16 protein-coding genes are annotated in these 19940 nt (G+C 43.4%); 9 read left to right on the top strand and 7 right to left on the bottom strand.

The features are described 5' to 3' along the window. Window positions 1-20 precede the first annotated feature (20 nt). Entirely contained in the window at window positions 21-1769 is a 1749-nt protein-coding gene (locus V7K42_RS25200) for a hypothetical protein (RefSeq protein ID WP_334919983.1), read from the bottom strand. A gap of 649 nt (window positions 1770-2418) precedes the next feature. On the opposite strand from V7K42_RS25200, the gene V7K42_RS25195 reads away from it, so the two are divergent. Both V7K42_RS25195 and V7K42_RS25190 read left to right on the top strand, forming a co-directional pair. After that, window positions 2419-3642, top strand: a complete 1224-nt coding sequence (locus V7K42_RS25195) for a succinate--CoA ligase subunit beta (protein ID WP_334919982.1) — start codon at window positions 2419-2421, stop codon at window positions 3640-3642. Between the two features lie 156 nt (window positions 3643-3798). Continuing rightward, window positions 3799-4680, top strand: a complete 882-nt coding sequence (locus V7K42_RS25190) for a succinate--CoA ligase subunit alpha (protein ID WP_334919981.1) — start codon at window positions 3799-3801, stop codon at window positions 4678-4680. A gap of 292 nt (window positions 4681-4972) precedes the next feature. Here V7K42_RS25190 and V7K42_RS25185 read toward each other — a convergent pair whose 3' ends face one another. Further along, window positions 4973-5608, bottom strand: coding sequence for a transaldolase family protein (locus V7K42_RS25185; protein WP_334919980.1), 636 nt, complete (start codon window positions 5606-5608; stop codon window positions 4973-4975). Between the two features lie 468 nt (window positions 5609-6076). Here V7K42_RS25185 and V7K42_RS25180 point away from each other — a divergent pair, with 468 nt between their 5' ends. Next, the gene (locus tag V7K42_RS25180; protein WP_334919979.1) at window positions 6077-8602 is read left to right on the top strand and encodes a sigma 54-interacting transcriptional regulator; all 2526 of its coding nucleotides are present in this window, start codon (window positions 6077-6079) and stop codon (window positions 8600-8602) included. A gap of 33 nt (window positions 8603-8635) precedes the next feature. Here the strand turns inward: V7K42_RS25180 and V7K42_RS25175 are convergent, their stop codons facing one another. After that, the gene (locus V7K42_RS25175) at window positions 8636-9475 is read right to left on the bottom strand and encodes an Rpn family recombination-promoting nuclease/putative transposase (RefSeq protein WP_334919978.1); all 840 of its coding nucleotides are present in this window, start codon (window positions 9473-9475) and stop codon (window positions 8636-8638) included. Window positions 9476-9733: 258 nt separating this feature from the next. Here V7K42_RS25175 and V7K42_RS25170 point away from each other — a divergent pair, with 258 nt between their 5' ends. Beyond that, window positions 9734-10072, top strand: a complete 339-nt coding sequence (locus tag V7K42_RS25170; protein WP_265276221.1) for a hypothetical protein — start codon at window positions 9734-9736, stop codon at window positions 10070-10072. A gap of 185 nt (window positions 10073-10257) precedes the next feature. Here the strand turns inward: V7K42_RS25170 and fusA are convergent, their stop codons facing one another. Continuing rightward, window positions 10258-12282, bottom strand: a complete 2025-nt coding sequence (fusA, locus tag V7K42_RS25165) for an elongation factor G (RefSeq protein ID WP_334919977.1) — start codon at window positions 12280-12282, stop codon at window positions 10258-10260. A 166-nt stretch (window positions 12283-12448) separates the two neighbouring features. Between fusA and V7K42_RS25160 the strand changes: the two genes are divergently transcribed. Beyond that, window positions 12449-13045, top strand: a complete 597-nt coding sequence (locus V7K42_RS25160) for a macro domain-containing protein (protein WP_334919976.1) — start codon at window positions 12449-12451, stop codon at window positions 13043-13045. A gap of 77 nt (window positions 13046-13122) precedes the next feature. On the opposite strand, the gene V7K42_RS25155 is transcribed toward V7K42_RS25160, so the two are convergent. Then, complete coding sequence (locus V7K42_RS25155) at window positions 13123-13644, bottom strand: hypothetical protein (RefSeq protein ID WP_334919975.1); 522 nt, start codon at window positions 13642-13644, stop codon at window positions 13123-13125. Between the two features lie 234 nt (window positions 13645-13878). On the opposite strand from V7K42_RS25155, the gene nfi reads away from it, so the two are divergent. From nfi to V7K42_RS25140, 3 genes are all read left to right on the top strand, one after another. Beyond that, window positions 13879-14544: a deoxyribonuclease V gene (gene nfi / locus V7K42_RS25150; protein WP_334919974.1), complete on the top strand. Its 666-nt coding sequence runs from the start codon at window positions 13879-13881 to the stop codon at window positions 14542-14544. A gap of 107 nt (window positions 14545-14651) precedes the next feature. Continuing rightward, window positions 14652-15191: an FHA domain-containing protein gene (locus V7K42_RS25145; RefSeq protein WP_334919973.1), complete on the top strand. Its 540-nt coding sequence runs from the start codon at window positions 14652-14654 to the stop codon at window positions 15189-15191. A gap of 48 nt (window positions 15192-15239) precedes the next feature. Next, window positions 15240-17198 (top strand): FHA domain-containing protein, encoded by a 1959-nt coding sequence (locus V7K42_RS25140; protein WP_334919972.1) that lies wholly within the window; start codon window positions 15240-15242, stop codon window positions 17196-17198. Window positions 17199-17233: 35 nt separating this feature from the next. Here the strand turns inward: V7K42_RS25140 and V7K42_RS25135 are convergent, their stop codons facing one another. Both V7K42_RS25135 and V7K42_RS25130 read right to left on the bottom strand, forming a co-directional pair. After that, on the bottom strand, window positions 17234-17518 hold the full coding sequence (locus V7K42_RS25135) for a hypothetical protein (protein WP_334919971.1): 285 nt from the start codon (window positions 17516-17518) through the stop codon (window positions 17234-17236). Window positions 17519-17580: 62 nt separating this feature from the next. After that, complete coding sequence (locus tag V7K42_RS25130; RefSeq protein ID WP_334919970.1) at window positions 17581-17841, bottom strand: hypothetical protein; 261 nt, start codon at window positions 17839-17841, stop codon at window positions 17581-17583. Window positions 17842-17975: 134 nt separating this feature from the next. Between V7K42_RS25130 and V7K42_RS25125 the strand changes: the two genes are divergently transcribed. Then, a partial coding sequence (locus V7K42_RS25125) for a tetratricopeptide repeat protein (protein WP_334919969.1) occupies window positions 17976-19940 on the top strand: 1965 nt, incomplete at its 3' end.

Raw genomic sequence — 19940 nt, 5'->3', positions numbered from 1 at the left:
CTTCACCCTAAAATTTCTACTTACCCGCCTAAAGTCCGTGTATAAATTACCTGACCTTTAGAATCGTAGAGGAAAAGGGGCAAGTTGGCATTTTCACCAATTACACCTAAAGCTTCCCGTAAGATTTGCAAGTGATTGGTAACATCAATAGCAGTACTAGAATTTTCAGAATAAGGATTAGCCAAGTTATTTTGCCTTATTTGGTCATACTCAGGGGTTAGCCGGACAATAATTCCTGCATTATCTATGCTAAAGGTGCAAATCCGAATTCCATTAATACAGGTTTTATCCAAGTCAGTGCGGGTTTGTTGGAAACTACTAACAACTTGTAGTTTTTCTTGTGCTTGTTTAAGGGCTATTGAATAGGGTTCGATGAAAGACTGAGCCTGAATATAGTACAAACTATCTTTGGAAACTTTTTTAGCAGTTTGCAAAGCCTGATCCCAGTATGTAGCAGCTGCTTGCCATTGGTTTTGTTGCTGATATATTTTGGCTTGGTTGGCAGCGCTAACGGCTTGTTGGTAGGTTTTAGCGGCTAATTGTTCTTTTGTGGCGCGATCGCGTGCTGCTACTAACTTAGGTCTATAATCTATCAACAGCTTTGCGGCTTCTTGGTATCCAGAGCTAGTTAGGGGAATGCTATTCAAAGCATTAATTGCCACCAACCAAGTAGACTGCACCTTTTGCCAATCATTCAAAGATTTGGCAGTAGTTTCCCGGTTCTCAGCAGCACTAGCTACAGCTTTTGCTGCTGTGAGTTTTTTGAGCCATTTTTCCTCAATAAATATCTGCTGATTTACAGCGTGCAAACGGACACGATAATTAAGTAATTTACCCTGCACTAGCCCATAGAGTTCACTACTAGAACTTATAGTTTCTAGGGGCGCTATAGCTTGTCGCCATAAATGCTGTCTAGCTTGTAATTCCTCTAGACTAGATGCAGGTGTTTGGACTTTTTGTGTCGCCAAAGCTCCCGTCTGTAAAGCCTTAACCACCTGGTTGATTTTTTCTGACCGTCCCGATAAACTTGCTTTTAGTTCTTCCGACTCTTGGTAACGGGGCGACCAACCAGGAATTACATTTAGGGCGGCGCTACCTGCTGCAAGTTGTTGTTGTATAGCTACTAATTCTTTTTCAGACTTGGCGCGGCGCATCAGTTGTGGAGACTTTGTTTTTAATTGCTCGGCGGTTTGTATTTCTTTACACTCAGACATCACACAAGGGCGAGTCAATAAATAAGCACCACCGCCTAAAACTACAATCCCCACCAAGGCTGCACCCAGTAAGATGGGTTTTATTTGAAATCCTGGCTTTGAAGTCGGGAAATTTGGCGCATCTGAAAATGGGTCAAACGGTTCCTCTTCCTCAACCTCATCGAATGATGGAGAATAAGTCAGAGCCGATGAAGAAAGTGGAGAAAAGTATTCCTCCTCTGTTTCCCCTACTCCTCCATCCCCCCATCCTCCCCTCTGCTTCAAAGCCAAGAAACATTTGGCATAAGGGAGTTGTTCGCCAAAAACTCTGAGGAAACATTGCACTTGCCCATCTCTGTGGGGTGTTACAGACTGAAGTACTTCCTCAATTACTGCAAAGATGATCTGAGCGTCAACTATTACATCTGATTCATGTTGCGTTAAAACCATTAGCCCGTCTTTATTGACGGCGCATTTAACCTCGAAGACTTCAGCCGATGAGACTTCTACAAGCAATTGTTCCTGCAAAGTTTTGGCTAAAAGCTGTAAATCTTCCTGCTGGACTGCTACCTTCATAGAGCTTTTCCGCTCAACTTCTATATTGTTTTGATTATCTTTAAGGGAATGAAATGAACTTTTGAGGTTTGTTGAATGCAAATGCACAGTTTAACCAACCACAGCCTGAAAATCTGAACGACCAACTTTCTAACACAAATTCTGACTTTTCACCAAAAATTAAAAAAGCAGTTATTGTTCGCAGCGCTACATTTTTAACTCCCTAGATCCAAAATTAAATAATCTGTCTTCAGATATAAATTACAAATAAAAAATGGGAATAATAGAGTTTTTGAGTATTTTCACTGCATTATTTTGCGATAGTTAAATTTACAGTAACAATTGCTCTGCAAAATTATAGTTGCAGGGCAGTTGTAAAAAATTTATCTAAAGGTTAAGGAAACGATAGTAAGTCAGAGGGTTTTGACAGAAATGCTAGTTATCTTCTATGCTGGGAAGCTTACTGAAAAGATTAATTACATGTTGTGGCTCTGGCACAACCAGGTTGGCAAGCAAAATTAATGTGTCTCTTATGCTGAATTCGATAAAATCGATCCATGAAAAATAAATTTTTATAGCTGCCAAAAGCTTAACTTTGAAATAAAAGTGCTGCAAAATATTAAGACAGCACTCACCAACAGCTTGGAAAGTGTAAATACAAGGTGTATCAATGGATTTATTAGAGTATCAAGTTAAAGAATGGTTTGGGAAGATAGGCATTCCGGTATTACCCTCCCAACGAATTGACCATCCTACAGATTTGAAACGTTTAAAAATTCGCTTTCCAATTGTACTTAAATCTCAAGTGCATGGAGCGGAACGGGCAAAAGCGGGTGGAGTCAGGTTTGCCGAAACAACAATAGATGCGATCGCAGCAGCGCAAAATATATTTAGTCTACCAATATGGGGCGAATTGCCAGAAGTTGTGCTGGCAGAATCGCAATACGACGCAAACCAGGAATTTTATCTCGCGGTGGTTTTAGATACTGCTGTTTGCCGACCAGTACTTTTAGGTTGCAAAGAAGCAGACATTGATTGGGAGTCTGCTGGGGAAAAAATGCACCATGTTGTTGTGGAACAGGAATTTTCGCCATTTTATGCCCGACGGCTGGCTTTGAAAATGGGTTTACAGGGAACGCTGATGCAGTCTGTAAGCAGCGTTTTGGAGAAAATGTACCACTTATTTGTGCAAAAAGACCTGGATTTAGTCGAAATAAATCCCTTGGCAGTCAGTGCCAATGGTCAAGTTATGGCTCTTAATGGTAAAGTCAGGATTAACGAACGGGCAATCAAGCGCCATCCAGACCTCGCCGAGATGGCAGCAAAAATTATCAGCCGTCATACCAGTACTGAAATCAACGGGATTTTGGGTGATTGGAATAGTATAAAAATGCATGGAAAAATAGGGATTTTAGGTAATGGTACTGGTTCAGTAATGGCAACTTTAGATTTAGTAGCCAATGCTGGTGGCAACCCAGGTGTTTGTTTAAATCTACGTCATGCTTTCCTCACAGATACTACACCAACTACCTTCCGCGATCGCCTAGAGACAGGTCTGAAAATCCTGGAAGCTGACAAAAGCATTCAAGTAATACTCATAAACTTTTTGGGTAGCATTCCTCAAACTGAGGAAGTGGTTGAAGTTATAGCCAGAGTTGTGCAGCAAGACAACAGCGAACTTGAATCACAAGTTGTGCGTAATGGCAGTAAAAGTCGGCAAGAACGGAATTTTAAACCCTTAGTTGTCCGTCTTGCTGGTTCTGAATTTAATGCTGCGAGAAAATATTTAGCAACACTAAAAACCCACAGCGATGCGCTACTCGTGGTAGAAAATTTAGATGAAGCAGTAGCGGCAGCAGTTCGTCTTGCTAAACCAACTGTTAATAAAAAGTAGTGACTGTCATTTTGTTCCAAATCAAAAATTATTAATTTTTACCACGAAAATATATCGTTGGGCATTGGGCATTGATTATTTCCCCTGCTCCCTGCTCCCTGCTCTTCTTACCTAGTGGCTTAACTCACTGGGTTGTCAAATTTACGGTAATTTTTTATGAATCTAACGCCAGAAAGTAAAGTATTAATTCAAGGCTTTTGTGAATTTATATCAGGCACTCATGTTGCTCAAATGCAAGCTTATGGCACGAATTTGGTCGCTGGTGTCAATCCAGGATGTGGCGGACAGGAACTGCATGGACTGCCAGTATTTGACTTAGTAGAGGAGGTAATAGAACAATTTGGGGTAATTGACACAACAATTATTTGTGTAGATCCTTACGACGTTTTAGATGCGGCATTAGAAGCGATCGCATCTCATATTAGCCAAATCATTATTATCACTGCTGGCGTACCACCTTTGGATATGGTGCAATTACTCCGTAAAGCCGAAGCCTGTGAAACTTTGGTAATCGGGCCCAACAGTCCGGGGATCATTGTACCGGGAAAAATTCTTTTAGGTACTCAACCTAGCGAGTTTTATACTCCTGGATCTGTAGGGATCGTTAGTCGTAGTAGCACTCTCACATACGAAGTTGCTTACGAATTAACAAAAGCAGGTTTAGGACAGTCCATTAGTGTCAGTATTGGTAGCGATCCGATCGTTGGTTCCTCCTTTCTCCAATGGTTGCAAATTCTGGATGAAGACGAAACTACAGAGGCGATCGTTTTAGTTGGTCAACCTGGTGGTGGTAGTGAAGAAGCAGCAGCTGGGTACATTGCTGAAGCAATTGATAAACCAGTCATTGCCTACATTGCAGGAAGACTTGCGCCACCAGGAAAAACTTGGCGACAAACAGGGACTTTAGCAACGGTTATCGGCCGCGATCCGAACTTTGGTACAGCCCAAAGTAAATTAGCTGCTTTAAAAGAAGCGGAAGTTCCAGTCGCTGAACGCCCTTCTCAGATTCCAGAATTATTGAGAAAGGAGATTAATTAATTACAAAAAGCGAAGCAATAATCGGGCTTCGTCTGCCCCTCCGCTCCTCTGCCCCTCTGCCCCCCTGCCCCTCTGCCCATCCTTCCCCTCAAGCTTGTGAGAAATGCGGGTTTACCTAACATAACTTTTGTAATGCCTTACTAATCAACTGCTGCGACTGAAAAATATAGCAGCGACAATAATTAAACCTAAAAGTACCGAGGGAACCCAGAGATTAGGAATATCTGACAAACTCATATTTAATTACGAATTACAAATTACGTTAGCGTAGCGAGGCCTAGCCCATTACGAATTATCTTAAACCTATGCCTCCTTTAGCAAATTCTTCAACAGTTTTTTGTGAGAATTCATGAGTTGCGATCGCCTGCAACATTGCCAATGGTAAAGTTAAATGATCCGCTCCGGCTTGCAATGAAGCGGCTGCTTCTTGGGGAGATTTGATACTAGCTGCCAAAATCTGCGTATCACTACCTTTGAGGACGCTAGCCATATCCCGCACTAAGGCAATACCATCACCTAACAACCGCGTCGCCCGATTTACATAAGCTATGGCAATTTTCGCTCCCGCCTCTCGTGCAACTGCTGCTTGTGCTGCACTATAAATTGCTGTCACCGAACAGGTAATTTCTGGTGATAGACTCGCCACCACTTCAAAACCTAACGGTGTTGCGGGAATCTTTAAAATTGTTTGCGAACCAATAATCTCAAAAGCTTTTCTACCTTCAGCTAGCATCCCAGCTTTATCAGATGCTACAAGTTGATAGTATAAGGGGCCAGAAGTCAAGGCAACCAAATTTTTGAGCGTGATTTCTGGTGGAGTATCGCTTTGAGCCAACAGCGTGGGATTAGTTGTAATGCCTTTCACCCATCCCCAAAGCTTAACAACTTCAGCCTCAGATGCGATCGCTGAGTCTAGATAAAGTGCCATAATTCGTTCCCGATCAATTCTCAGATATTAATCCATAACAGCCGCGCACAAATATTTTGGCATTCTTTTCAGAGGATAATTTCTTTGATAGCGGTTATTGTTTGGATGTAATACACGGTGGGCTAACCCCGGATTTCTCACTACATCTCTCAAAAACTTGTGCAGGGGAGCAGAGGAGAAGGGGAGCAGGGGAGCAGGGGAGCAGGGGAGCAGAGGAGAGTTCAAATACCAAGTTCTTTCCCCTCTGCTCCTTTGCCCCTCTGCCCCTCCGCTCCTCTGCCCCTCAAGCTTGTGAGAAATGCGGGTAACATATTTGTGTGCTTGTACTGTATTCCACCGAATTTAAAACAGTTATAAAAACAGCCTACACGGATAATTTAATATGACTGACAAAGACTCATGATACAAACCCCTGAATTTATTTATCGGGATTATTAATTTTGAATTTTGAATTCGGAGCAAAGCGACGTGACATCTCCAGAAATGGTTACATGGCTACAAGAACGCACTAGTTTAGGAATTCTCTCACATGAAGTCTTAAATGCGATCGCACAAGTAATTGAAGAACAGGTTGTAAGTGGTGAAACTGACTTAGTTAGCGAAGGCAGTCCTCCAGAAGCCCTTTATATTCTTGTAGAAGGTCAACTTGAAAGCAATACCACCAATCAAACCAACCCAGCCTTAGCTTGTGGATTCCTTCCCGGAGCTGTGATTGAACTCAAAGAATTGTTATTGGATGAATTAACTCCATTCACAATTACTACAGTAACCGAATGTCACTTGTGGGTTGTACCTGTTGCTAAATTTCGGGAACTAGTCAGCCAATACCCCGAAATTACTCAGGCTTTTTCCCGCCAATTGGCTCAAGAATTAGCTCAGGTGACATCAGCACTTGGCTATGAACAAGAACGTTCCATAGCTTTGCGACCATATTTAGTTACTAAAGCGCAACGGGGAATTGTTGGTACAAGTCGCTATGCTGTGCGCCTGCGCGAACAAATTCGAGAAGCAGCGGCTGACCGCAAATCAGTGGATATTTTTGGAGAACCAGGGTTAGAAAAGGACAATATAGCGGCCCTTATCCACTTTGGTTCTCCAAAACGGCGAGAACCGATAATTAAAGTCAATTGCGGTATTCTGCAAACTAGCGGTGCAGATTTATTCGGTCGCGCTGGCGGGAAACCAGGACTGTTGGAATGGTTGGGAGAAGGTACTTTAGTTCTCAACAATATCCAAGAATTGCCTGAAGAATTATTACCTCCCGTGACGCAGTTGCTTAAAACTGGCACATATACCCCCGTGGCTCGTTCGGCAGAAACAGCGCCTGAACCTCGCCCCAGTAAAGCCAGAATTCTAATTGTTTCTGAAAAAACTCAGCCGACAATTGAACGTTCTGTTGGTCACATTATTAAAGTACCACCGCTACGGGTGCGAAAAGCTGATGTTCAAGCACAGGTTGAATATTATACTAGTCTCTACATTCGGGCTAGAGGTCTTCCAAAACCGCACATCACCCCAGAAGCTTTACGTCGTCTACAATCTTATGATTTTCCTGGCAACCTTAAGGAATTAAAAAATCTGGTAGAAAGAGCAATCCTGCAAGCGGAGGGTGCTAATGAATTAACAGAAGAAATTTTTTGGCCAGCCGAAACGAAGAAAAAAAGATTTCGGGTGAATCTATTAAATGCCTATCCTGGTTTGCGGCGGTTTTTACGGAGTCCTTGGTGGCCTGATCGCATTAATTATGGTTTTACTGCAACTGCATTTGCAATTACTGTTGCAGTATTATTCATTGGGCCGCAAACCCGCGATCGCAATTTCGTATTAAATCTATTTTGGGCTTGGTGGTGGCCGTTCTTCTTATTCCTCTTTCCCTTTTTAGGACGCATTTGGTGTTCTGTTTGTCCCTTCATGATTTATGGGGAAATTACCCAAAAGTTATCCCTCTGGCTGTGGCCGCGAAAACTCAAGCGCTGGCCGCGAGAGGAAGCTGAAAAATGGGGTGGATGGTTCATGTTTGGTTTATTCACCCTAATTTTCCTATGGGAAGAACTCTGGCATTTAGAAAATACCGCTTATCTCAGCGCTTGTTTATTGCTGTTAATTACTGCTGGGGCGATGATTTTCTCCGCACTTTTTGAGCGGCGGTTTTGGTGTCGATATCTTTGCCCCATCGGTGGAATGAATGGTTTATTTGCCAAACTCTCAATGACGGAACTCCGCGCCCAGCAAGGGATATGTTCTGCGAGTTGCACCACCTATCAGTGCTACAAAGGCGGGCCGCAAAAGGGCGAAGGCATGGAAACCAATGGATGTCCTTTATACTCACATCCAGCGCAGTTAGAAGATAATAGAGATTGCGTACTGTGTATGACTTGTCTAAAAGCTTGTCCCCATCGTTCCGTTGAATTCAACTTGCGTCCCCCTGCAATTGAACTGTGGACAACTCATGTACCCCGCACTTATGAAGTAGCATTATTGTTTTTGCTATTGGGTGGGATATATCTGCATCGTTTGCCAGAATTACAATCTTGGTTGGGGTTACAACTGGATTTAACTCAGTTTTGGCAGCACTTGGGATTATCGCTGCTAGTGTTAATTATCCCAGCGATTTTTACCTTTGGGGCTTATGGCTTGCTGAAACTGTTTAATTTTAATCGGAAGCCAAAATCATTTGTGGAACTTGCTTATGGCTATTTACCATTAGTGTTGGGCGGAAACTTAGCTCATTATCTGCGTTTGGGCTTAGGTGAAGGCGGGCGGATTTTACCTGTTACCTTTGCTACGCTTGGTTTGAGTGGAGAACAATTACCAATATTGGTTGCTCACCCGGCTGTGATTGCCTTTTTGCAAGGTACAACGATAATTTTCTCAGTGTTGATGACTATGTTATTAACGCAAAAGATTGCCAAGCAACCAGTACGATCGCTCCTTGGGCAATACCTAGCTGCGATCGCTTTGGGAGTTAGTATGTGGGCAATTATCGTGTTGTAGTAAAAAGATTTCCTTTTCAACAGAAGGATATTGCTACTCTAATGTACTAAACCAGGATTCTAAATCCGCGATTGCCTGAAAATCCAACAATGCTTCGCCAAGATTTTCTAATTGTTCTAAGGAGAGATTTTCAATCCGCGATCGCACCTCTTGGGGTAATTCTCCCACCCGTCGAGTAAGTAGACGGAGAATGAGCAATTGCCCTTCTGTTTTTCGTCCTTCTTCTCGTCCACGTTGTTCGCCTTCAGCGAGAATTTCTTGATAAATTACTGACTCGCGCATTATACCCTCCCGAAATAATTGTCGAATCAAATCCTGATTGTATTTTAACCCCGCTAAGATTTGGGTGTAAGCGGAAATTTCTGGTCTTTGCCTTGGCTCAAGTTGATTAACTTTTTCCACAACTCGTTGTAATAAGCCTTGAGGTTGCGTGGTTGCTGCCAGTGGTGCTAAGGGTAATAAAGCTGGGTCATTGAGAAATGATTCAGGATTTTCTAACCACATTTGAATTACGCGATATTCATGACGAGTAGTTTCGACTGAAAAGACAGTTTCAATTACGGTTCCTGGTGCAGGGGGAAGCAATAATACGACAACTTGCGTTATGGGTAGACGATACAAACGATACAAGCGTACCCAATAATCTAGCATCCGCAAGGGTAGTGGCGGTGTAGATTCTAGTTTGGTTTGAAATTCCAAGTGGAGAATTCGTCCTTCTAGCTGTAAGAAGGTAACGTAATCAGCGCGAATCGGTTCAATACTCAATTCGGTTTTGAGAACTTTGACGGAAGTTTGCTCTGTACCCAAAACCCAACTAGCAAAACGTTCGGGATGTTTTTCGGAAAGTAGTTTGCAGAGGTTATCAAAGGACATTGACGATCGCCGACAATTTAACGAGACATTGCTATTATCTCGTGTCGCAACATTTAGTAGCGATTGCTTTAGAAGTTAGTATGTAGGCATTATCGTGTTCTAGCGATATGGCATTCTACTCTGACCTTTCCCCAAAAAGACTAATCACTTAGGCTAGGTGCAAAAAGTGAGTTAAAAACATTCTTCTTCCCTACGAACGTGATAGAAAATACTTATATAACTTATGATTTTTGACTCATAGTGTAAGGATTACAGATAATGCATGTTCTCAAAAGATCCATCAAACCAGCACCTTATATATCATTCCTCCACATCTACAAAACTACTTGGGGGACGGCTGGGGATATTTGTTTAATCCGGGAATCTGTCGCTGAAGAAAGTACAGCAAAGTTTGTCGGTCATAAAATCCAAATAGTAGTTCCCAAAGGGTTGGAGCGCGATCGCATCGCCAACTGTCCGATCATCAAAGTTGCTGGTAATGTCGGTGACGGACATCCGAAAGAGCATCCCTTGGAATGGGAAGCTTATGAAGGTGTAAATACAGAACTAGCGGAAGCGGCTCTCAAACCTTGGGGCTTCAAGTTAATTGAACTCTAATATAGCGAGTTGATTCAGTTCAACTCGCCAGGATGTAGCGCATTACCAATTGGCTTCAACCATGCCTAAGTATCTACTTAAAAAGCGATCGTCGCCTTTTTTCATTACAATTTAAGGTTTAAATTAAGCTCCAGATTGTCTTTTCAAAAAGACAATCTGGAGCGATGCTAATTGCTAATCTGGGTTCACGACTGGCGATAGCAGGCAAACTCCATTGAAAAAGTAGCCATACCAGAAGTAAGCGATCGCAATTCTGTAGAATACCCAAACATTCGCGCCAGTGCTACTTCTGCCCGAATCACTGTGTATCCCTGCATTGTCTCGGAACCCAACAACAAACCCCGACGGGAGGATAAATCACCTTGAACTCTTCCCATAAACTCGTTGGGTGTTTCCACCTCTACAAGCTTGATGGGTTCGAGGACGTAGGGTTTGGCTTTAGCGATCGCACCTTCAATTGCTTGATGAGATGCTGACCGGAAAGCCAATTCGGAAGAGTCAATTGGGTGATAGGAACCACCATCCAAAACGACTTTCACCCCAGTTACCGGATAACCTTCCAGCTTTCCTGATTCCATCGCCTCACGGAAACCCTTTTCGCACGCAGGGATATATTCTTTGGGAATCGCACCCCCAACCACCCGATTTTCAAAGACAAACGGCTCATCTGTAGGTTCAATCCACCCAGTAATATGGGCATACTGACCGGGGCCGCCTGACTGCTTTTTAAATCGGTAGTCAAAGGTAGCTTGTTGTCCAATGGTTTCTCGGTAAGCCACGGCAGGATTACCAACGTAAACCTCAGCATTATATTCTCGTTGAATGCGTTCTAGGTAGATTTCTAAGTGGAGTTCGCCCATCCCAGAAATCAGAGTTGCGCCTGATTCAGGATCGATGCTCAACCGGAAAGTAGGATCTTCCCTTTGAAAGCGATTGAGTGCCTTGGAAAGGCGATCGCTATCTTCCTGCTTCTTAGGCGTAATCGCCAGCGTAATCACTGGTTCCGGCACAAACATTTTCTCTAGAGATACCAGTGGTTCCCCAGAACAGAATGTATCACCAGAAGCACAATCCACACCCAACAGAGCCACAATATCCCCTGCTACCGCAACTTTTACCTCTTCTCGCTTATTGGCGTGCATTCTCACCAAGCGACCGATTTGCACTCGCTGTTCAGTCCGCGAGTTGTAGACGGTATCGCCGGGTTTCAGCGTCCCAGAGTAAATCCGAGTATACGTCAACTGCCCAAAGGACTCAACGGTGAGTTTAAATGCCAATGCCACCAAAGAAGCATCGGGGTTAGGGTAGAGAGTGATTAGGGATTGGGAATTGCTTGTCGTAGCCCCCAGTGCCTTGACTTCCCTATCCACGGGAGATGGTAGATAGAGCGTAACTGCATCCAATAAGTTTTGCACTCCTTTATTTTTGAATGCCGAACCCAGCAATACAGGTGTGAATTCTAGACTTAAGGTTGCCTGTCGGATGGTTTTCCAAATTAATTCTTTGGGAATCTCGTCACCCGCCAGTAACATCTCCGTCATCGGTTCTGAGAACAGCGATAAAGTATCTAGCAGCTTCTCGCGTCCCTGTTGTGCCTCATCCCTAAGAGCTTCGGGAATCGACTTTCTAATGTGGTTTTCGCCGTTTTCCCCCTCAAAGTAGTCAGCAGTCATTTCTACCAGGTCAATTACTCCCTGGAATTGGTCTTCACTGCCGATAGGATACTGGATCAACATTGCATTTAGTTGCAAGCGATCGCGTATTCCCTGTACTACACGAAATGGATCTGCCCCCATCCGATCCATTTTGTTGATGAACGCCAAACGCGGCACGCGGTAGCGCTTCATTTGCCGATCCACCGTAATGGACTGGGATTGTACACCTGCCACAGCACACAGCACCATGACTGCCCCATCCAATACCCGCAAGGCGCGTTCCACTTCAATGGTGAAATCCACGTGTCCCGGTGTATCAATCAGGTTAATTTGAGTATCGTACCATTCACAGGTAGTAGCAGCAGAGGTAATGGTAATGCCATGTAGTTTTTCTTCCGGCATAAAGTCCATCGTTGCACCCTTGCCGCCTCCCCGCACTTCCTCAATAGCGTGGATTCTGCCCGTGTAGAAGAGAATTCGCTCTGATAACGTAGTTTTACCAGAGTCGATGTGGGCAGAGATACCAATATTTCGGATGCGTGTTCGGGGAATCATAAAATTTCCTTTTGTTTAAGCGACAAACAGTCACTAACTGAGTAGTGACATATTTTGTATTATATGTGTAGTATAAACCAAAGACAAGGTTGATAACACAGAGAAACCATTGATTGTTGCCCTAGTTGACGTTTAAAATAGGTATTCAAGCGGAGGAAATAAAAGCTTGAAATTGATATTGGTAGCTCCCGACTCTTTGTTGTGTGCAGCCTTTCAAAAGAATTTTGATTACTTACCCAATGTAGAAATAGTGAATGACTATTTCGAGTGGTTGCCAGATTTTGATTGTATGGTCAGCCCTGCAAACTCTTTTGGCATGATGGATGGTGGCATAGATACGGCAATTATCCGTTTTTTCGGACCTTCCTTAATGGCAAAAGTTCAACAGCGCATTCTTGAAGATTATTTGGGCGAACAGCCTGTGGGAACATCAATGATTGTAGAAACAGGTCATCACAAGCATCCTTTTTTGGCTCATACACCTACTATGCGAGTTCCCATGATTATTGCTAGGACAGATATTCCTTATATTGCGATGTGGGCGATGCTGCTGACAGTTCGCCAGCATAACCAACACGCTAGCCAAAAAATTAACACCGTTGCCTGTCCTGGATTGGGTACAGGAATAGGACGAGTGCCGTATAGTGAAGCTGCTAGACAGATGGCCTTAGCTTACGATCATTTTCTGTATCCACCCAAGCATCTCAATTGCATAGTTGCGGCAGAAAGACAACTTCAGATATGGGAAGGAGGAAATAGCTGAAAGAAAAAGAAGCCTCTTGTCTCCCTTACAGGTCTACGGTATATACCTCTACACCTCTGCATGAGACGAATTAAATATTAACGTTCCTTTGTAATCACCGAACTACCGTTACTAATACTTACTTTTTGAATAAAAACGTCAGTACAAGATGATAAAATATCAGCACTTATTTGGTTAGCAATAAATTCAAAATCTTGGTTTGTTAATCCCCGTGCAGTATCGCCACTTAAGTTAATAGAAATAGTCAGAGTTTGAGAATTGCTGGAATAATTTTCATTATCTACTTCTTCTATTTCATCTTCTATTATACCTAGATTAAACTCTTTAGTCCAAGCTGGAAACTTCTTACCCGTTTGTTGTCCGTAAATTTTCACGCTTTCAATAGATGCAGCCCCTAAACCAGTTAAACCTTTGCGGATAAATGCAACTAAAATTTGCTGATTTGGTACTTGGGCAGATTCTAGCGTTACCTCTAACCAAGCATCTTGAAAGGCAACTTTTGCAGCGATCCCTTTGGGGTGTAGGTGGCGGTTCATCAGAGATGCGATCGCTTCTACATCTCCCTGTTTTGCAAGTTCCAGAATATTTGGCTGTGTCATAACCACTAAAAGGGAAAATCTAGGAAAATAAACTTATATTCTTAGGATTCCCTCTGAAAAGCCTTAAGTAACATTATGATGCCAAATATCAACTAGCTTGGGTTAAAATATTTAGTATAAAGATAGTCTTTCACAAAATTTTGTAAAAAATATATTTACCCAAGTTCAACATCTATTTTTGCCATAGCCCAATTAACAAGATTAATATTAATCAGTTTAATTCCCATTTTAAATATGAAGATTTATCAAGATCATGCTTGGCCCTCAACGCTAGAGGAAGCCATAGTTATTCAAGAAAAGCTGCGAGATCGAGTAATTACTGAAGATCGATTAGAAGAACCTATCCAGTACGTTGCTGGAGTGGATATGGGTTTTGAAGCGGATGGAACCATTAGCCGTGCAGCTGTGGCAGTACTGAGTTTTCCTGATCTGCAAATAATCGAGACAAGCCTAGCACATCGTCCTACGACCTTCCCTTATGTTCCTGGGTTCCTCTCATTTCGCGAAATACCAGCTGTCCTTGATGCCCTAGAAAAGATTACAACAATACCAGATATCATTTTGTGTGATGGTCAGGGAATTGCTCATCCTCGTAGATTAGGTATAGCTTGCCATTTAGGGTTACTGATAGATATGCCAACAATTGGTGTAGCCAAGTCCAGATTGGTAGGTAAGTATGAGGAATTGCCTGAAGCCAAAGGCAGCACGCAACCACTGATATATAACGGTGAAACCGTTGGGGTTGTTTTGCGATCGCGCACAGGGGTAAAACCTCTGTATATTTCTAGCGGTCATCGAATTAGTTTACCAACAGCAATTGACTATGTATTACGCTGCACGCCAAAATATCGGCTGCCAGAAACTACACGCATCGCTGATAAACTAGCGTCGGCAAAATAAAGCTTGTTGAAGTTTTTTCTAAATACTTGCTTGCACCGACGCAATCGTGTTAGGAATCGCACAGAAGAAAGTTGAAGTAGCTAAATACCATTCACGAAGTTAGAACAATGAACGCACTAACTTTACACTGGCACGATTCAGGCCAAAATAAAACTCAAAACATTTACGAACAACAGCCAAGTAAAAATCTTGGCACTATCCGCATTGGTCGCGACCCCCTCCGGTGCGATATTGTTTTGAGTCACCCCACTGTCTCTGGTTTGCACGTTGAAATATTTTTTCATCACCAGCAACAGCGCTTTTATATTAGGAATTTGCGATCGCAAAATCCCCCTCTGATCGATGGACGGCAATTAGTTCAAGGTGAAATGCCTTTAACTGACGGCACTAGTATCTCTTTAGGACAAATACAACTCAACGTTTCTAGCATTTCCACAGGTAGCATTCCAGCAACAGTTTTGATGCCACCCCATCCGCCAGTCCATATCGGACATCACCATCATTCACCAACACCGCCAGGAGTTTATGGCTTAAAATGCCCCAAATGTAATAAAGTTTCCCCAGGAGAAAATCTACAAATTGGCTGTCATTGGTGTGGGACATCTTTGGCTGCGGCTGTGAGTGTCTTGGTAGCACCGGGTAGTTAGAGAGACAAGGGGACAAGGAAAATAATCATCTCCAATGACAAATGACCAATGACAAATGACTTACAAATCCAATTAAGTTGGGAAGAACCAGCGACAGGAGAACGGCGAGAACCAAGGTTGAATATGCCGATCGCTTTTGGTCGAGAATTCCCTCGCCTACCTGCTGAACTTAGGGGAGTGCGCGTTTCTCGGATGCTGCTTAACAGCAGTGAAGTTTCTCGCTATCATGCCCTAATTGACTGGGAACAAGACCATATTGTAGTGATTGACCAAGGCAGCGTTAACGGTGTGTATGTCAATGGCCAACCACAAACGCGCAGTGTTTTGGCTAATGGCGATACGTTGCAAATTGGCCCCTATCTAATCACTGTTACCTTTGCTGCTAGCGCCTCTGCACCAGATACTAGCCCCCCTTCAACGATTCACTTCAACGTAAATACTAATCTTCCAGACCCCAGGTTGCCTGTAGCCCAGCCGCTAACGCCCTTGGCAAGTAATTTCCCGCCACTGGCGTTTCAAGCGGAAAACGTCACTGTGCAAGCGCTTTATGCTACAGGACTATCAGTAAATGAATCTGATTATCTAGCGATCGGGGCGGGATTGGGTAGCTTTGTTTGGGCTGATTTGCTGCGGCTTAGTGGTGTGCGTCCTGACAAGATTGTAGCTTTGGGATTAGAGGCGGAACCTTATGCTCGTTACAAGCGCCTTTGTTTGAATTCGCAAATTCCCTTATATGAAAGACTGCGATCGAATTCTGACTCATGTCCTGATAATATTTGGGGCTGGCCTAGTTATGCCTTGCGTGAAGCTTGGCACGATTGCAGAAGGGGACAGATAAATTCAGCATTTAAGTATTTGTGGCAAGTGTTTGCAGAACCAACATTTGCCGAAACTTATACACCCCGTGCGGCTAACGTCTTTGATTCCATAGACCGGGAGGTCAAGCGCATTGGCTGGAATCAAATTTATCGCTATGGACGAGTTAGGGCAATTCGCAAAACTGATGATGGCAGATATTGCGTAGCCTATTCTCGCGCACCAGGAGATTATGCTTTTTTAGTTAGTCGTTATTTACATTTAGCTACTGGGTATCCAGCAATTCAGTTTCTTCCTGATTTGCAAGCTTATAGAGAAAAATATCAAGATTTTAAATCTGTCGTCAATGCTTATGAAGCCCACGATCATGTTTATGAGCAACTAGAACGACAAGGTGGTACGGTGTTGATTCGTGGGCGGGGAATTGTGGCTTCGCGGATTATTCAACGCATTTATGAAGCCAGAAAGCGAAATCGGAATATTGCAGTTTTGCATTTAATGCGATCGCCTAAACCTCAAGGTAACAAATTTCAAAATACCCAGCGCCTAGTCAAAAATCATTACGAATTTCAACCCTTTAACTGGCCGAAAGCCTGTTGGGGCGGCGAACTTCGGGCAATGTTAGAAAAAGCCACCCCCGATGAACGCAAGCGTTTACTAGCAGACTGGGGTGGAACTACTACCGCCGACCGTCGGGACTGGCAGCAAATTACTGCCCAAGGCATCAGCGAAGGCTGGTATCAAATTACCTTCGGAGAGGTTTTGGATGTAGAACGAGATGCCCAAAACCGGACTATTACCCATATCCGAGAGCAAAGCTTTGGGGAAATAAAATTGCTAGCTGATTTTATTGTTGATGCTACTGGACTGGATGCCAAGGTAGATGCTAATCCTCTCATAGCAGATTTGGTGAAAAATTACAATCTCCCAGTAAATCACTTGGGGAGATTAACTGTAGCGAACAATTTTGAATTAGTAGAAATGCGTAGTGGCAAAGGTCAAATGTATGCTGCTGGGGCTATTACCCTTGGTGGCCCTTATGCCGCAGTTGATAGTTTTTTAGGCTTGCAATATGCTGCATTAGTCGCCGTTGATGGACTCGCCGCCACCCGTGCGCCTGGAGTTCATCGTTTGAATACTATAAGTTCCTTTAGGCAGTGGTTAAAGTGGGTGTTAAATCAGTCACCTTAGTATTAGGAGGCAGGAGGAATACAGTATTTACCTCGCTATTTTGAGTACCAAATCCCAATTTCGAGGATAAAAGGTGCAACTTTGAGGATAAAAGGTGCAACTTCGAGGTTCAGAGGTTCAACGTCGAAGTTCAAAGGTTCAACGTCGAAGTTCAGAGGTTCAACGTCGAAGTTCAGAGGTTCAACGTTGAGGTTCAGAGGTTCAATGTTGAAGTTCAGAGGTTCAACGTCGAAGTTCAAAGGTTCAAGTGAATTAAATGGGCGGTTAGAAACCGCGTCTACACAGGCAAAACCCACCTCCGTGGGTTTCAAAACCTTCAATTTTTTTCTTAGTCCGGGCAGGCGGACTTTGTTTGTGTAGCCGCGAATTCCATTCGCCTTGGCTACTTCTTTTTTTTCTTTGTCGAGCTTACCATTACAGGCACTAGAGTTTTAACTAAACCCGTAATCGCCACAATCACAGAGGCAATTCCCCCAATCAACAATGAAGTTAAAATTGCCGACGCAAGAATAATTTCAGTAGGGCTATATCCATCTCGCATCCAGGTAGATGGATTCTCTACTGATGTTGGCGAGGCGGGGATTAATTGCGAAGTTTGGGTGGTTTGATTGGAGTTGACTGGAGTTGTTAAGACAGTTTTCATGGCTGAATCTCTTCTAAATGTTTCTATGCAAATCGTATTTCTGCCAGAAGAAGAGGAGATTCCCTAGAAATGGAGACAAAGTAGAAACAAGGTAGAAATTAAGTAGAATCGAGAAGAAATCTCACAAGCTGTCTATGCAATGGGCTGAATTTCTAGCCAATGAAGCTGCTATTAATAGCTTATCCGCAGAGCAAACGGCAGCTTTTATAGAGCGTTTGAAGACTGAAAACTCAGGGAAGAGTGAGACAAAACTTGCCAGCGAGTTGAACATCGGTGCGTCTGCGTTGAAAAAGCGGATGACTGAGGTTTATGACAAATTCGCTCCGAGTTATCCTGAATTAGCCAATTCTGAAAGCCGGGGTAAGCTAGAAAAGTTACGGGCTTGCCTGACAAGAAAATATAATGGCGGGCAAGATGCCCACCCCACAATTAAGGAGATTCATCAAAATATTCCTCCTGGTGTTGCATTTGAAAAATTTGTGGGACGTGAGGCGGAATTAGAAGAACTGCACCAGAAATTACAAACATCTCGGCAAGTTGCAATTGTAGCTGTGGCGGGTATGGGTGGAGTCGGCAAAACTGAACTTGCTACCCAATACGGCAAACAGCATTTGCAGAATTTTCAAGGTGGGGTTTGCTGGTTATCAGCACAGGGAATAGATGTCGGAATTCAGATTCTCATATTTGCCGAATTGAAATTTAAACTTATTGCACCGGATGACTGGGAATTAACAGATAGGCTGAGATACTGCTGGCAAAATTGGCAACAAGGTGAAGTGCTGCTGGTGTTTGATGATGTCACCAACTACAAAAAACAGGTTCAGCCTTATCTACCACCAGAATCACCCCGATTTAAAGTATTGCTGACAACCCGCCTGGAGTTTGATAGAACTTTGCCGCAATTACCTTTGGGTGTTCTCAAATCATTGGCGGCGATGAAATTATTAAAATTGCTTGTTGATAGAGAACGACTCAAAAGCGAACCTTGGGTTGCGAGAAAAATTTGTAAATTTTTGGGATATTTGCCTTTGGCATTAGAGTTGGTGGGGCGATATCTGGATACAATGCCAGATTTGTCTCTGGAAAAACTGCTGAAGCGGCTAGAAAAAAAGCGACTGGAACACGAAGCAGTCGCCAAGGCTAACCCATTGATGCGTTATAAGTATGGTGTCGCTGAAGCTTTTGCATTGAGTTGGGAACAGCTGGATGAGAATGCACAACGCTTAGGCTGTTGGCTGAGTTTGTATGCTTTGGCTGATATTCCTTTTTCTGTTGAGGGGATAGAAGATGATGAAGAACAAGAACTCAACGAGAAAGCTATAGCTGAGTTGCGGAAACTGCATTTAATACAATGGCAAAGTAAAGGAATTTATCAACTACATCCACTGATTCGGCAATTTTTTCAAATGAAGTTGGATGAGTCTAGTGAGGCAGATAAGGTGAAAACTGCTTTTGTAGCGCAGATGGTAGAGGTGGCAAAGCAAATTCCTCAACAGCCTAACCGTGAAGATATTTTCTACCTCACTCCACATATTCCCCACCTTGCAGAAGTTGCAACCCACCTATCCCAATATCTCAGTGACGAGGATTTAATTTGGCCTTTCATAGGCTTAGGCTGGTTTTATCAAGGTCAAGGACTTTATCAGCAGGCGGAACCTTGGTTGCAGCAGTGTGTAAAGGTGGTTGAAAATTGTCTTGGTTTAGAACATCCCCATGTCGCCACTAGCCTGAACAATCTCGCAGCACTCTACGAATCTACAGGACGGTACAGCAAAGCCGAACCCCTGTATCTGCAAGCTTTGGAACTGACAAAACGCTTACTAGGAGACAACCATCCCCATGTCGCCACTAGCCTGAACAATCTCGCAGCACTCTACGAATCTACAGGACGGTACAGCGAAGCCGAACCCCTGTATCTGCAAGCTTTAGAACTGAGAAAACGCTTACTAGGAGACAACCATCCCGATGTCGCCACTAGCCTAAACAATCTCGCAGTACTCTACCAATCTACAGGACGGTACAGCGAAGCCGAACCCCTGTATCTGCAAGCTTTAGAACTGAGAAAACGCTTACTAGGAGACAACCATCCCGATGTCGCC

The sequence above is a fragment of the Nostoc sp. genome (assembly GCF_036917455.1).
GTDB lineage: Bacteria > Cyanobacteriota > Cyanobacteriia > Cyanobacteriales > Nostocaceae > Nostoc.
Note: the sequence above shows the minus strand (reverse complement) of the source record. Positions and strands in the feature narration are given on the sequence as shown.